Source organism: Nodularia spumigena CCY9414, assembly GCF_000340565.2.
In the GTDB taxonomy this organism is placed as follows: Bacteria; Cyanobacteriota; Cyanobacteriia; order Cyanobacteriales; family Nostocaceae; genus Nodularia; species Nodularia spumigena.
Window position 1 is genome coordinate 2,370,920 of sequence record NZ_CP007203.1, and the last position, 14,597, is coordinate 2,385,516.

General features: G+C 41.0%; 13 protein-coding genes. 2 read left to right on the forward strand and 11 right to left on the reverse strand.

Annotated elements, in window-relative coordinates:
- Window positions 1-149: 149 nt before the first annotated feature.
- A complete protein-coding gene (locus NSP_RS10595) occupies window positions 150-1,067 on the reverse strand; it encodes a hypothetical protein (protein WP_006195228.1) in 918 nt (305 codons plus the stop codon).
- A 385-nt stretch (window positions 1,068-1,452) separates the two neighbouring features.
- Between NSP_RS10595 and NSP_RS10600 the strand changes: the two genes are divergently transcribed.
- Entirely contained in the window at window positions 1,453-1,941 is a 489-nt protein-coding gene (locus tag NSP_RS10600; protein WP_006195227.1) for a GNAT family N-acetyltransferase, read from the forward strand.
- Window positions 1,942-1,946: 5 nt separating this feature from the next.
- Here NSP_RS10600 and NSP_RS10605 read toward each other — a convergent pair whose 3' ends face one another.
- The 5 genes from NSP_RS10605 to NSP_RS10625 all read right to left on the reverse strand — a co-directional run bounded on the left by NSP_RS10605 (window position 1,947) and on the right by NSP_RS10625 (window position 6,551).
- Window positions 1,947-3,143 (reverse strand): FtsW/RodA/SpoVE family cell cycle protein, encoded by a 1,197-nt coding sequence (locus NSP_RS10605; protein ID WP_017804061.1) that lies wholly within the window; start codon window positions 3,141-3,143, stop codon window positions 1,947-1,949.
- A gap of 44 nt (window positions 3,144-3,187) precedes the next feature.
- Window positions 3,188-4,183 carry a hypothetical protein gene (locus tag NSP_RS10610; RefSeq protein WP_017804062.1) on the reverse strand — a complete coding sequence of 332 codons (996 nt, stop codon included), beginning with the start codon at window positions 4,181-4,183 and terminating at the stop codon, window positions 3,188-3,190.
- Between the two features lie 98 nt (window positions 4,184-4,281).
- Complete coding sequence (locus tag NSP_RS10615; protein ID WP_006196253.1) at window positions 4,282-4,890, reverse strand: FHA domain-containing protein; 609 nt, start codon at window positions 4,888-4,890, stop codon at window positions 4,282-4,284.
- A gap of 6 nt (window positions 4,891-4,896) precedes the next feature.
- Window positions 4,897-5,565 carry a hypothetical protein gene (locus tag NSP_RS10620; protein WP_006196251.1) on the reverse strand — a complete coding sequence of 223 codons (669 nt, stop codon included), beginning with the start codon at window positions 5,563-5,565 and terminating at the stop codon, window positions 4,897-4,899.
- Window positions 5,562-6,551 carry a hypothetical protein gene (locus tag NSP_RS10625; RefSeq protein ID WP_006196249.1) on the reverse strand — a complete coding sequence of 330 codons (990 nt, stop codon included), beginning with the start codon at window positions 6,549-6,551 and terminating at the stop codon, window positions 5,562-5,564. The genes NSP_RS10620 and NSP_RS10625 overlap by 4 nt, the downstream gene beginning before the upstream one ends.
- Before the next feature lie 58 nt (window positions 6,552-6,609).
- Here NSP_RS10625 and NSP_RS10630 point away from each other — a divergent pair, with 58 nt between their 5' ends.
- Window positions 6,610-7,800, forward strand: coding sequence for a glycosyltransferase family 4 protein (locus NSP_RS10630; protein WP_006196248.1), 1,191 nt, complete (start codon window positions 6,610-6,612; stop codon window positions 7,798-7,800).
- Here the strand turns inward: NSP_RS10630 and NSP_RS10635 are convergent.
- The 5 genes from NSP_RS10635 to NSP_RS10655 form a co-directional block, all read right to left on the reverse strand.
- Window positions 7,767-8,921 carry a glycosyltransferase family 4 protein gene (locus NSP_RS10635; RefSeq protein WP_006196247.1) on the reverse strand — a complete coding sequence of 385 codons (1,155 nt, stop codon included), beginning with the start codon at window positions 8,919-8,921 and terminating at the stop codon, window positions 7,767-7,769. The genes NSP_RS10630 and NSP_RS10635 overlap by 34 nt on opposite strands.
- A 147-nt stretch (window positions 8,922-9,068) precedes the next feature.
- Window positions 9,069-9,275 (reverse strand): phycobilisome linker polypeptide, encoded by a 207-nt coding sequence (locus NSP_RS10640; RefSeq protein WP_006196245.1) that lies wholly within the window; start codon window positions 9,273-9,275, stop codon window positions 9,069-9,071.
- Window positions 9,276-9,504: 229 nt separating this feature from the next.
- Window positions 9,505-9,990 (reverse strand): allophycocyanin subunit beta, encoded by a 486-nt coding sequence (gene apcB, locus NSP_RS10645; protein ID WP_006196244.1) that lies wholly within the window; start codon window positions 9,988-9,990, stop codon window positions 9,505-9,507.
- A gap of 69 nt (window positions 9,991-10,059) precedes the next feature.
- A complete protein-coding gene (apcA, locus tag NSP_RS10650; protein ID WP_006196243.1) occupies window positions 10,060-10,545 on the reverse strand; it encodes an allophycocyanin subunit alpha in 486 nt (161 codons plus the stop codon).
- A 538-nt stretch (window positions 10,546-11,083) separates the two neighbouring features.
- Window positions 11,084-14,494, reverse strand: a complete 3,411-nt coding sequence (locus NSP_RS10655; protein ID WP_006196241.1) for a phycobilisome rod-core linker polypeptide — start codon at window positions 14,492-14,494, stop codon at window positions 11,084-11,086.
- Between the last annotated feature and the right edge of the window lie 103 nt (window positions 14,495-14,597).

A 14,597-nucleotide genomic window follows, 5' to 3' on the forward strand; every position in this document is an offset into this window, starting at 1 on the left:
CAGATGGACACAGATAAACACAGATAAATCCGGATCTTTTGCAGACTAATTCATACTTGGTTTCAGCAACGCCAAAAAGTGACATCCTTCCGATAACTTCCTACTCCCTCTCCTTAGCAACCAGAGGGTTGGGGTGAGGTTTCACAGAATTAATTATTTTCTTCAATTAATTTATGTGTGTTTCCATTTGTCCCATAAAGCTCAACAAATCGTTTAAACAGTAGCATACTTGCATTATTAGAAAATTTACCTAATTTGAATAAACGCTCAACATTCGTGTCGGCTAAGTTGCGGAGATAAGGTAAGTCTTCAAATAAGGTCAAACAAGAAGCAAAATGTAACAATATTTGCAGTAATGGTTTAGGCCAATTTAGATCGCTGTAAATATCTATAAATAACTGATGTTCCTTATCGGTTAATGGGAAAGCTTGAAAGATTACCACTATTCTTTTATTATTATAAACTGGAATACTCAACTCAATTGTATAGGGCGTGTGTAAAATTAAATCTACCTCTACAATCGGTTTTCTCCAAATTCTCAGAGGATTGGCTGGAGAATCTAAAATTGTTTGAAATTTGATGATTCCACCGATGTTTGTGGGCTGAAAATGGCTAACATTGAGAATTTTTAAATTATTCAAGCTGAAGTGATGAACTGTTTCTAAATGTTTTAAGTTCAACAGATGATAAATTTGGCAAAGGTAAGGGAAAGGTAAAATATACTCTTGGCTGATCATATGTCGCTTTTTTAACGCAAACTTGTTAGTTTGCATTGGGCATAAATTTCCCTGAGATGGGTGATCTTTAATATCAGGTTTTAAATACAGCCAACTTACAAAAAACAAGCTTGTAGTCAACAGATGGAAAAATTCGACACTAGATAAATAACCGTTAGCAAATGCATCCAAACTCTTATCAGCTATTCCAAAAATCCAAACAGGAATACCCAACAGCCAAATCCCAGTTTTAAATTTACTGATAAATACAGCTAATTCTAATTCTAAAGTCGCATCTTCCTGACTGTTGTCTTCAGACATTTCAGGATGTTCAACTAAATTTTTAGACATAAAAATGTAGGTTAGAATTTTCTAGATTACATTAATCGTAGATATAGCTAATAGAAACAACCTCTACCTTTAGTGCATATAAATTTTTCAAAAGTTTTAAATTTCCAATATTTATTTGTAGTTATGGCTACAAAAATTAGCTAATATATTTATGATTCCTAATATCAGATATCCATCTGTTTCTCTAGGATGAATTATGAAAATCTACGCAAACAGATCAAAACCCCAGTTTATTTGAGAAACCAGGGTTATCAGCTTTGATGAATCCTTGAGAATTGCGATAAATAAACAAACAGACTACATTTGTCCAAATTTAACCGCAAATTTGATTATTTTGGTATGATTTAAATATTATTTTCTCACAACATTTTCCTAAACCGCAGCAATGACCATCCGCCATGCGAATGAAACTGATTTACCTGCAATAGTGGCGATTTATAATGCAGCAATTCCCAGCCGTAAGGCGACAGCTGATTTAAAACCAGTTTCTGTACAAAGTCGCCTGGGTTGGTTTCAAGGGCGATCGCCTTCACAAAGACCGATTTGGGTGATAGAAATAGAAGGTATAGTTGTGGGATGGCTGAGTTTTAAATCATTTTATGGGCGGCCAGCTTATGATTCCACCGCCGAAATTAGTATTTATCTTTCCCCCTCTGTTCATCAACGTGGTTTAGGAAGCCAATTTCTCGCCCTAGCAATTAAGGAAAGTCCAAATTTAGGAATAAAAACACTATTGGGCTTTATTTTTGCCCACAATCAAGCCAGTTTAAACCTGTTTACCAGATTTGGGTTTGAACAATGGGGATATTTGCCGCAAGTTGCAGAACTTGACGGCGTGGAACGGGATTTAATAATTATGGGACTGCGAATATAGGGTTTTTACTTTTTTTGCAATATCCGGCGCTGACGCAATTTCTCAGACTGGGGTTTTCGCAATGGTACTACCTCGGCTTCACTACTTTCGCGGGCTACCCGAATTAGCAAAGCCATACTCGCTAGGCTGGAAAGCATGGAATTTCCACCATAACTAAACATGGGTAGGGGTAAGCCTGTAGTAGGTAATGCACCTGTGGCAACGGCAATATGTAGCAATGATTGTCCTATAATCACAGTTGTGATCCCAATGGCTACGAGTCGATTGACTAAGTTTTTGGCCTTTAATGCCACGATTAATCCGAGAGTAGCAAATATAGCTAACAGTATCAACAGTACAATGCTGCCAACAAAGCCAAACTCTTCCGCGAAGATAGAAAAAATAAAATCGGTGTCCTGAATTGGTAAATAAAATAGTTTTTGTTGAGAAAGCCCAAACCCAGCGCCCCAAGTTTGACCAGAACCTACTGCGAGTAAACTTTGTACCAGTTGGTAACCATCACCTCTAGGATCAGCCCAAGGATCGAGAAATGACATTACACGCCTGCGCTGATATTCTTTAAGGCTAATACTCATGAGGGCTAACATTACCCCACCAAATGCTGTTCCTCCCAAATATTTGTAAGGTAATCCAGCTGCTAAAGCAATTAACCAAATAGTCATCCCGCAGAGTGCGGCTGTACTTAAGTTCGGCTGTGCGAGAATTCCTAAAAGGACTAAACCAAAAATACCTAACCAAGTTAAGCGAACTGACCAATTCAACCGTTCCCATTGTCCAAACAGTCGCGCACTTTGCAGCACCAAAAAGGGTTTAATTAATTCTGAAGGTTGCAGGGTGATTGTTCCAACGGCTATCCAACGTGCTGCGCCCAAAGCTTCTTTACCTAGTCCTGGGATGAGTGTACCGAAGATTAACAGCAAACACACTGCTATAAACCAATGAGTATTGCCCAATATTTTCCGTAAGGGAAGATTTACAATTATATTGAAGCCAATCAAGGCAACGAAGACCCAAACGAGTTGGCGCTTAATGTAGTAAAGTCCATCTCCATAACTCGATTCAGCCACGGGATAGGATGCTGAAAACAGCATAATTAATCCGACAAATAGCCACATCAATGTTAGCCAGCGCAGTAACCGCGCCTCTAACGCCCAGGTGGAGACGGAATCATCAAAAAATGGAATCAGGCGACGTAGATTCACGATTAGCTACAGTAATAAATTCAAAGTTAGGTAAAACTCATAACTCACAACTTATAACTCATAATCTGATACATTGCTTGTACAGCACCGTTAATGTAAGCTGATGCAGACTGCTTTTGTGCTGTTTTTACTTGGTCTAGCAATATTCTCACAGTGGCGATTGCTTGTTCAATATCTGGGACATAATAACTTTTACTAGCTCTTTTTTCTTGACGGTCGTACAGTCGCGCAAATGCTAATGCTACTAAAGGTACACCGACCGAGGCGCATTCATAAACTGTGTTATATCCCCCCCCACCGATAACGACATCAGCAGCAGCTAAACATTCAATACCGGGATGGTGAGATACCCACAAGGCTTCTGGACAATTCACAGGACAATGAGGGGCTAAAATTCTCACAGCACATTCGGGAAAATCTTGATGTAGTCGCAGGGTGATTTGACTAAAAATATCTAATTCTGATGCTTGACCAGCTGCACATACTAGGATAATTTTCACAGATTTATCCACTCTCAGGATATGCGATCGCGTCGTATTTCTTTCTGGTAATTCTTCAGCATTGCGAATCAACCAAGGTGTGGTATAATGCACCCCAGGCAAATCACACAAACCTAAATCGTTACCTTCTCCCGGTACAATCACCGTATCAAAATTTTTGACTACAAAAGACCGTAAATTCTTGGCAGTAATATAATTAGGGTTAATATCGCGATGAATTAAAATTCGAGGTATAGAGTGTAACTGAGGTAGGATATCTGCCAACTCACCACCCAAACCGCGAGGAAAAGTATCAACAATTAAGCAATCATAATGAGTATTGAGTAAAATTTCTCGTACTTTTATACAAGTTGCCGAAAAACCAGCATTATCAGGAATCCAATGTAATAAACAGCCCTCATGACTGACGTGCTGTGCATAAGGACTATTAGTAATAATCTTGACTGTTCTAAATTGTGCAGCAATTCTACCCAAAGACAAAGCACGAGTTAAATGTCCCCAACCGCCACCGAGGGCGTAAATTAACCAAGTTTTCTTCAAAAGTCAAAAATAAATAATTTCAAAAAGCCTAAATCAAATCCATATTCATCTGTGTTTATCTGTGTTTATCTGTGGACAATTATTCTTAAATCATTGCTTCAACTTGCGCCCATATCATACTCAAAACTAGCATCACTTTCACCTTCCAAACTCACAGAATCAGCCTCTGTAAAATTGACATTAGCAGTGTACGGTTCAGAGAAATAAGAATTGCGGTCATCATAATAATTATTACCCCAACCTCCAGAGTCATAATTACCATAATTGGCATAAAAAGCATAGTCTTCTTCATAAGACTGATCACAGTGGGGACAGTCTGTTTTATCAGTGCGATCGCAGCGTCGTTTAAACAAGAAGCCTACCATGCGATCGCATACATTTGTTCCTACCAAGCTTACCATAATTTCACAGATCCCAATTTGCAGGCGATCGCCATTTTTCAGCCTACCATTATTCCTCTGCAAGCCATTAATTTTCACTCCCCTCTGTGTATTTTGGGCAATTACAATTAACTTTTGACTTTCCCAGGTAATTAAAATGTGATAATCTGCAATTAAATCATCTAGAATCACCACTCTAGAAACTGGTTCACCATTAATTTCTTGTGGCATTTCTTGAAAGTTGCTGCCAATAGCCACGGGAGTGTTTAATAATGGTTCTCGGCGTTCTTCTGTATTAGGATCTATCCAAAAAAGTTGAATCTGCAACTTTTACTACCCTCCTGTTAAATTTACCGCATAAGCTAAACCCGCCTGTTGTTCACGGGTGAGAACATCCAAACCAAAACAAGCAAATGCAATGGGTGAAATTTCTGATCTTGTAGAAAAAACGGTATTTCCAGATGAATTTATCAAAGAAGTTTTACCATCTTTAATCCTCACCTGGTAAACTAAACTATTCTCTGGTGTCTTAATATCCCAACTATTATTTTGCCCCTGAATTTGATAAATTGCTTTATTAGCAGCATCCTCTAAAGTGTAGTGACTATCATTCTGTCGTTTCAGAATATATAACCCTTGACTTTCGTCTGGATTTTCTAGCTTCCACAGGCTTTTTTCCCTGACTACGTAACCCAAAACTTCCTCTGAAACATTCTTTATTTTGAATTTACCTGGAGTATTTTCTCTAATTCTGGCTAATTCTTGGTTATTTGCATCAACTAACTTAACCCCATTATCTTGCTGTTTGAGAGAAAATAATTCTGCGCCAAACTCTGTTTTAAACTTAATTTTTTCAGTTTGATTATCAACATTAGTTGTTGTAACTGCTGTTGGGGGAATATTCTGTTGAGAAATATCATTTTTTGTTTGGTTGTTACTACAGCTTAAAATTGCAGTAATTACAAATCCCCAAGCTAAGACTTTACCAATTTTCTGCTTCATACTATTTCTTTAGAAAGCATCTTTGCTAAGTTAAGAACTTGATAAAGACTTAAAAACATTGCTACAATTGTTTGATATATTTCTTCTTGACTTTGTGCAACCCGTGGTGAAATTCTCACAGTCAAATTCATATTTCTATCTGTAACTTTTAACCCTCTCAGCTTAGAGAATAGAGGAATTTTTATCGCATCTCTAACATCATTTTGCAATAATTTCACAGCCCCATAGCGGCGTTGAGAATAGGTTAAATATAAGTTCACCTCTAATCCTCCTGATTTAACTTTTGATTTATACTTATTTTTGCCACTACTGCTACGTTTCCAACCATATTGTCTTTTAGATAGCTCAGTAATAGTTAACACAAAGCGAGTTTTATCTAAAAACCGTCCTTTAATGTTTAACCATTGATTTTCAAAGATATCAATCTTCCATCCACTCTTGTAAGGATGTGCTAAAGTATTTGTTTTATACTCTTTCTTCTCACCTTTTTGAAAAGATAATTTTAGATAAATTGAATGTGTATCTTCTAAATCTCTACCCAGCATTTGCATAACTTGACGTATGAGATTATGGCGATAATTAATTAAATTTAATCTTTGGAATTTAAACATCCTGAACAATGCATAAATCCCGGCTATGATTAAACTAACTAAACCTACATATAACAAAAAAACTGCTATATTTAGGAACCCAGATGCTATAGTCACACTAGATATACTAAAGGTGACTAAACCTAAAACTGCTGCACATACAAAATAATACTTTGCTTGATTGCCAAATTTCTTTTGTTTAATTTCCGCTAGTTGAGAAAGTGCAGCTATATCATCTAAATCAGTTGTAATACTGTCAAAACCTGCTGTGTCTTCATAGATTAATTTCTGGCGTAGTTGCCGTAATTCAATAGGCATTTGAATCTGCGCTCCATGAATTAATTTTACTAACTTGATTTCAATTATTTTCCAACGCAAACCATATGCGATTACCAATATAATTTCTCAGTATAGCAAAGTAAAAAAACAAGTGTCAATGAGGTATATAAAATTCATGAATCAACCGCAGATAGCCTATATATCCTTTGATATTGTCCCCGCACCAAAAGGCGCAGCCATTCATATTGCAGCTTTTTCTCAGTCCTTAGCAGCAGCTTTTGGCCATATTCAATTAGTTACAGTTTCTCCTACCACAGAACACATAGAGAACCATGAACTCTTCCCACAAGTCATGCAGATCATGTTACCTGCTGTAGGTCGTAATTTGATTTCTAGAGTTTTGTATTTTCAAAATTTGCTGCGGGGATGGTTGCAAAATCGCCACTTTGCAGCAATTCATATTCGTTCAATTTATGAAGGGTTTGTCATAGCACTTAATAAAAAGCAATATTGCGATCAATTAATTTTTGAAGTTAATGGTTTACCTTCCATAGAATTAAAATACCGTTATCCTGGAGTAGTAGAGGATAGAGAACTACTGCACAAATTAAACTCCCAGGAACAAATTTGTTTAACAGCAGCAGATTTAATCATCACACCCAGCCATGTGACGGCTGCATATTTGCAAAGTCGGGATGTCCCAGCCAATAAAATTCGAGTGATTCCCAATGGGGTAGATTTAGATGTGTTTACCTATAATCATAATTGTGGGATGGATATCTGTTTACAAATTATATACTTTGGTACACTTTCACCTTGGCAAGGTGTCAATTTGGCAATTGAAGCTTTAGAACTCATAAATAAAGATGTTCCTGCTTATTTAACAGTCATTGGACAAGCCAAAGATGATCAAATCAAAAAATTGCAGCAGTTGGCGTTAAAGTTAGGAATAGCCGATAAACTAACTATTTTAGAACCCACATCACAAATACAGTTAGTTGAATATATCCATGCTTCAGATATGATTGTGGCACCATTAATGCCCAGCGATCGCAACTTACTTCAAGGTTGTTGTCCCCTAAAGATTTTAGAAGGTATGGCCACGGGAGTCCCTGTAATTGCGAGTGATTTACCTGTAGTCCGCGAACTAGGAGAAGACACAGTACATTTTTTATTAGTCAAACCAGGTTCAGCCAAAGCCATTAAAGATGCCGTTTTGCAGTTACATGAACATAGAGAATTAGCCACCAAACTCGCCGAAAATGCCCGCCAGCGCATTGAAAAGTATTACACCTGGAAACTAGCTGGTAAAGCTTTAACGGCGGCTTATGCTCAATTGGGCATCAAACGGCTAAGTAAGATTTGAAGTTGTTGTTGCTCTTGAGCGATAGAATATTCATTGAGGATGCGATCGCCTGCTGCTCGAACAATGCCATTTTTTTCTTCTACCGGCATAGTCAAACATTCCAACACCGCCTCACCTAATTTATGCAACTGCGAACGCGGTAGTATAAAACCATTCTCACCATGTAAAATCACCTCTGGAATTCCACCCGCATCACTAGCAATACAACAACAACCACAAGCCATAGCCTCCAGTAGCGCATTTGGCATTCCCTCCCACAGCGAAGGCTGGAGATAAACATCACACAACCGGAGATATTGCGCCACCAAACCAGAATTAGATAAATGTCCCGTAACGATAATTCGCTGGGCATTTTCTGGCTGCTGAGTTTTATAAACTTGTAGTACAGCATCCTGAGAAGCCCGTACCTCACCGATAATTAACAAACAAGCCGGACGCTGACTGCGAACCGTTGTCAAAGCATTTAACAGAAATTGCTGTCCCTTCTTTTCCCGCAACTCCCCACAAAAACCCAAAACTACCTCATCAGGCGCAATTCCTAACTGCTCCCGCGTAATTTTACTTGATTTTGACAAACAAAATATATCCGTATCCACCGCATTTTTCAGCACCAACACATCATCGCGCCCACTCAGCAACTGAATTTTGCGACACATATCAGCACTTACAGCCGTAATCACATTAGCGTTTTTTAGCGTCCATTGTAGACGGGCAAAATCACCCGGCGGAAACATTTGTCGGTCAATATCATTACCACGGGCGCTAACAGTACACGGGATTTTTTTCAGTCCAGCAAACCAAGTAGCCAAAAAACCACTTGGAAAAAGATAATGACCCCATACAGCATCATACCCACGAGTCTGCTGCAACCAATCCAGGAGATTCAGAGTATGAGGCATGGTCATATCCCAATGACGGTATAAGCCTATACGATAGACTCGATACTTAGCCTCTAAACTTTCCGGGGGTAAAACCTCCCCAGGTTGTAAAAAACGACTCCAGGTAACAACATCAACTTCTAGACCCAATTGGCAAAGCGTAGTGACAAGACGCGTAGCACTACTAGCCAAACCTCCTAAATCTGGTGCAAACCGTTCTGTAATCAATAAAAGACGCTTCATTCAAACTTCGACTTGACAATTTTAATTTATCCGCGTTTATCCGCGTTTATCCGCGTTTAATTATTCCTATCCAATATAGAGCCAACAAAAAAGAGGCCGATCTTGACCTCTTGACAACTCCCTAGAATGATGTTTGTTATATATTAATTACATCAACCCAGCATTAGTACCTTGCTTACCGGTTGCTAGTTCTACCTTCACGATTTTGCCACCCATTTTTTGAATGCGTTGCTGTTCGCGAAACCAGTTTTCGTAAGGAACTAGCTTGGTAAAGTAAGTATTTTGTAACTCTCTTTGAGTACGAATGCGAGTTTGACTAGGTACACAAGCAGTAACTTTAAACAAACGCGCCATATCTTAAATCTCCTACGGTGATTGTGAAAAGTTTTTTATTTCAAAGAAAAATGGGAGTGTATATTCTATGCAAAATATTTAAATTAGTCACTCCAAGTCTGGAAATCAACTATCAATACTAGACCGTTAACACTCATTCACAACATAAGCAATAAAACGTTCTAACACTCACAATTGATTTCCAGACCTTAATAAAGCCGCACCTAATGTATTAAGTGCAAACTAACTCTTAGCTCAAGCCAGAGGAGATATAGTCTAAGTAAACGCCCATTTCTTTACCAGCGTCAGGACCGACTAAGCTAGCGGTTACTTCTTTGATAGCTTGGATAGCTTGTACAGTAGCGCCTACGGGAACACCCAAGGAGTTGTAGGTTTCTTTCAAGCCATTCAATACGCGCTCGTCTAGGATCGAAGGATCGCCAGCTAGCATAGCGTAGGTAGAATAACGTAGGTAGTAGTCCAAATCGCGGATGCAAGCAGCATAGCGACGGGTGGTGTACATATTACCACCGGGACGGGTGATGTCAGAGTATAACAAAGACTTAGCTACTGCTTCTTTAACGATCGCAGCTGCGTTAGCACTAATAGCTGTAGCAGCGCGCACGCGTAGTTCACCAGTTACGAAGTAGCCTTTGAGCTTTTCTAGAGCCGCATTATCCAAGTATTTACCTTGAACGTCTGAAGCATTAATGACAGAGGTAATTGCGTCTTGCATGTTGTTCTTTCCTTATTTCCAACTTGATTGCAATAGTTGTGTTTCAGCAGCAGTAAAAACAGCTTCAGCTTACTGCATCGCACCGACTAGGTAATCGAAGTAAGCGCCAGCTTCACCAGAGTCTTCAGCAGACAACAAGGTAGCAGCAACATTCTTCATCGCATTAACGCCACCAGCCACAGCGTCAATAGGAGTACCGAGGGATCTGTACATTTCACGCACACCCACAACACCGATTTCTTCGATGGGGGTAACATCACCGGAAACGATTCCGTAGGTGACAAGGCGGAGGTAGTAGTCTAGGTCACGCAGACAAGTAGCGGTCATTTCTTGGCCGTAAGCGTTTCCACCAGGAGAAACAACATCAGGGCGTTTTTGGAACAACTGATCACCAGCTTGCTTAACAATGCGCTCGCGGTTTTCGGTCAAAACTTGAGCGATGCGGAGGCGACGTTCACCACCCGAAACAAAGCTTTTGATCCGATCCAGTTCGCCGGGGCTAAGGTAGCGGGCTTCTGCATCAGCATTCACGATGGACTTCGTGACGATACTCATTAATGGATTCCTCCAGTACTAATGAAACCAGAATTTGAAGAAACTGGTGAGACTTTAATTGGTGTAGCAGTAGCTTTCTGTTCTCGTCGGTTGAGAGAAAACAATCAAATAATTGCCATAGCTATCGCATGACGAGTTAGAGAGAAAACTAAACTACCTTCCGCAAAACATTTTCCGGCATTCTGTTGAGCATTTATGACTGTTCTTAATACTTTGTAATATTAATTCTTAGATTTAACAGCCATTTTTTGCCGGAAAGCGTTATTACACAAGGATATGAGGGAAAAGAGGCAGGGGGCAAGAGGCAGGGGAGCAGGGAGCAGGGAGCAGGGGGGAAAACTTCAATTAAGCATTTCTTCCTCTTCTTTCTTCCCTTGGCGCTCTTGGCGTACTTGGCGGTTCGTTAAAAAAAAATGACTTTCATCTTTAACCGAACCGAATAAAGAGCCAATTTCCAAACCTCGGTAAGGGCGGGTTTATTAAGATCCTCGTTCATTTTGAATGATATCTGTGAACCCGCCCCTACAAGCGTTAACTCCTAGCGATCGCTTGGTCGGCCTGTCAGTACAGCAGGTGATAAACTAGACCAAGATTGCTTCACCAAGTCAGCAGCAGCTTGGACACTACCGAGGTAGTTACCAGCAGGTAGTGATGGGTAACGAGGATAAGGTACGACATCTTCACCAAAGAAGCGGGCATACTCTTGACTATCCACAATTGCCTCTACAGCAGCCCTTAAACCGCTATCAGCCAGCAACTTGTTATATTGGCGGATTTCGCCTTGTGTAGCTGGTGCGCGTCCCAATATGTGACGGAATAGGAACTCTATCACTTTGGTGTTGGGATAAGGCGTATAGAACCGTTTGCGGTAGATTTCGGAACTAGCTAGTTCCCGAACAAACTCGCGCACAGAGATTTCCCCGTTCCGCAGTTTGCTGTCTAAGTTAGAACGGCGGAAGTCTTGGGGAACTTGACCGCTAAATATATCCAACACTTGACAGTAAGCAGCATTAATTACTAATTGCTTCTCTGCTTGATTTGCACCTAAAGTCATGCGGTGAATGCGTGCAGGTTTGCGGCGACTTGTACCTACACCCACTTCCACAGATTGACCACGACCATCATTGAAAGAACGACCCAACTCAATAAACAATGGCTTGGTTTTATCCATTTGCCGGGCTTGGGCTGCCAAATCTGCGATCGCCTTCGCTAAAATAGGCATATTCGCTGAGTTCATGCGGGGCTTCACAGTCTCAAAGCTAGGCACAACCAAATCTTTATTTTGCTTAGTCAGTTGGTTGTAAAGCTTTTGAGTATTGGGGAAATTAGCCGCAGGTAGAGTGGGGAAGCGACGATAAGGAACCGTATCTTCACCGAAAGCTTGGCTATATTCCACACTTTCCACCATCGCATTAATAAAAGCGCGAATCCCTTGAGTAGCCAAAATCTGGTTATACTTACGGATTTCCGCTTGGTCTATGGGCGCACGTCCCAAGAAATGCTTAGTTCCCATCTCAATCACCTTAGTGTTGGGATAGGGTGTATAGAATTCTTTCAGGTACAAGTTCGAGTAACCCAAACCAGCAATAAATTCTTTAACGCTAATTTCGCCGTTACCCAGCTTACTTTCTAAAGCTGAAAACTCATTCTTGATGATGTACGGTGCAACATCACGCTCAAAAATCTGGCGATAAGCAGCACTAATCAAAGTATGGACAGCTACTTTATCGCTAGTATTTGCTACCAGCTTAAAGACTTTGGTTTGTTCGCGTTGCTTGGTAACGCCTTGATTAATGCGGAATTGGATATCAGGTTCGGTGCGGTTTTCTGTTACCGTACCCAGTTCCACAAAGCGAGGTGTTTCAACTTTTTCAACCTTCCCAGTCCCCACATCTTCGCGAATACTACCAACGCGCAATTGACGCAACGACACACCAGCCGGAGTCAAATACCGTTCGTAAGGTACTGTATCCTCACCAAATGCCTCACTGTACTCTGGGGTATCTAGAATGGCATCTACAACTGCATAGAAACCCTTCTTAGAAGCAATATCAAAGTACTTGTTGTTTTCTTGACGACCGTAGGTAGGACGACCCAACAAGCGACGGTGAATATACTCAATCGCCTTACAAACATACAGCGATGTCCAGTACATCTTGCGGAATAAATCCGACTTCGCCAAAATGCGGACAAACTCGCGGACAGTAATTTCGCCGTTTTCCAGCTTAATTTCTGCCACCTTCAGGCGTTGACCTTCGTAAACGTCACGACCAAAGACTTGCAGGTAAATCGCTCTAATTACCGCTTGGGTAGAGCTTTCTGAGAACTTAACGCTAACACCCTTACCACCCTTGCGGCTGAGAGTCGAAGGAACCTGATCCAATCGGAACACTTTGGGACCTAAAGAACCAGGGAATTCCCCCCGTGCTTGGGGATTACTCAATTGGTTATTAATACCAGGCCCTTGGTGAATCAAGATGCGGCGGGTATCCTTACCAAAAGGAGCCGGGCTGCTGCTGGGGTTGCGAGTTTCTTTCGGGAAAATTGCCCCAAATTGAATTTCTAAGGGGTCATTACCAGAACCGTAAGGATGTTGGTCTGGGAGTGGGCGATCGTAAGCCGCAAAAGTCGTAATAAACTGAGGTACTTTGCGGAAAGGCGCACTGAATTTAAACAGGTCTTGCTGTGGTCCCCAGTTACGACATTCTTGAGCTTCTTGACCCAAACCACGCAGGTAAGGTACTGTTTCCTCGCCAAAGTAATCGCCGTATTCGTCAGAATCAACCAAAGCATCCACCAAAGCTGGTAGACCGCCGTTAGAAATAATCGCAAAGTATTTTTGTACTTCTTCACGGCTACTTGGTCCCCGTCCTAAAATGTGACGGAAAGCGAGTTCAATAACTCGGCTGTTAATAAAAGGTTGATAAAACTGTTTTTGGTAAAGGGGAGATTTAGCGAGACGGCGAACAAACTCCTTCATGGAGATATCGCCATTTTTCACCTTAGATTCCAAGTCAGAAATCGACAAGCTATAAGCACGGGTAATGTCGCGCTCAAAAAGTTGGCGATAGGCTGCTTTTACAACCTCGATTTTTTCACTGGCTGACAAACCAGGCTTCATGGCAAACTTAGGACGACGTTCTGCTGCTACAGAGTAAATTTGTGGCAGTTGTAGCCCTTGTTGGTCGCCAGAGGGACGTTGACGAACTTTATTAGAAGGTGTGGGTGCTTTGAACTCATTCAGCAAAACATCCATGTACTGAGACACAATTTCTGTAGCCACAGTATCTTTGCGGAAGTAGGAAAGTGATGCTGCTTTGATTTCCTGCAAAGCTACCACAGTTGCTTCAGTAGAACAAGCATTTTCAATGATTTCCCGCAAACCCCGTGTATTTACACTGATAATATTGGGGTCTCCTGCCACAATTGCATAAGTCGCATAACGCAAGAACCAGGATAAATCCCGTAAGCTCTTGGCCATGTTGCTAGGACCATAACGGGCAACATTGATGGGTCTAAAACCTGGAGGTATGGGGCCGCTAGGAGACGAGTTAAATATTGACCGTAAATTTTCTAGGAAACCACCACGACTTTCAACGTAGGTGACAGTTCCTAGTTTCATTCCTTCTGCAACACTTGCCTCAGATGCACCAACCGCCCCAGCCATCGCTAGTTCTCGTTCTTGAGGCTTTTCTAAGAAAGCCATAGGAGAACCACCCACAAAAATCCGGTTAGCAGCGCGAGAAACGATGATCTCGGAATTATCCGTCAGCATCTGAGCAATTTCCAGACGCTTTGCGCCAGAGGCAAAATAGCTTGCTAGTTCGCTGAGTTCACCGTTTCCCAAAAAGCGGTCTTGCTGCTCGGCTTGAGAAATCGTCGCCACCGGCAGAGTTTGATATAGTTGCGGACGTGCAACGGAGCTTCCACCACTTGCCTTAATGCTCATTAGATTTGTAAAACTCCTTTAATTTATCTATGTGTTAAATCTGGGTTGTTTTGAGGCTTGACACATTGGTGTGAGCATGGACTAAGAGTGCTACCTGCAAAAC

Excerpts from the sequence above, each read along its gene's own strand:
- NSP_RS10595 (WP_006195228.1), bottom strand. The coding sequence starts at position 1,067 with ATGTCTAAAAATTTAGTTGAACATCCTGAAATGTCTGAAGACAACAGT.
- NSP_RS10600 (WP_006195227.1), top strand. The coding sequence starts at position 1,453 with ATGACCATCCGCCATGCGAATGAAACTGATTTACCTGCAATAGTGGCG.
- NSP_RS10620 (WP_006196251.1), bottom strand. The coding sequence starts at position 5,565 with ATGAAGCAGAAAATTGGTAAAGTCTTAGCTTGGGGATTTGTAATTACT.
- NSP_RS10630 (WP_006196248.1), top strand. The coding sequence starts at position 6,610 with ATGAATCAACCGCAGATAGCCTATATATCCTTTGATATTGTCCCCGCA.
- NSP_RS10635 (WP_006196247.1), bottom strand. The coding sequence starts at position 8,921 with ATGAAGCGTCTTTTATTGATTACAGAACGGTTTGCACCAGATTTAGGA.
- NSP_RS10640 (WP_006196245.1), bottom strand. The coding sequence starts at position 9,275 with ATGGCGCGTTTGTTTAAAGTTACTGCTTGTGTACCTAGTCAAACTCGC.
- apcB (WP_006196244.1), bottom strand. The coding sequence starts at position 9,990 with ATGCAAGACGCAATTACCTCTGTCATTAATGCTTCAGACGTTCAAGGT.
- apcA (WP_006196243.1), bottom strand. The coding sequence starts at position 10,545 with ATGAGTATCGTCACGAAGTCCATCGTGAATGCTGATGCAGAAGCCCGC.
- NSP_RS10655 (WP_006196241.1), bottom strand. The coding sequence starts at position 14,494 with ATGAGCATTAAGGCAAGTGGTGGAAGCTCCGTTGCACGTCCGCAACTA.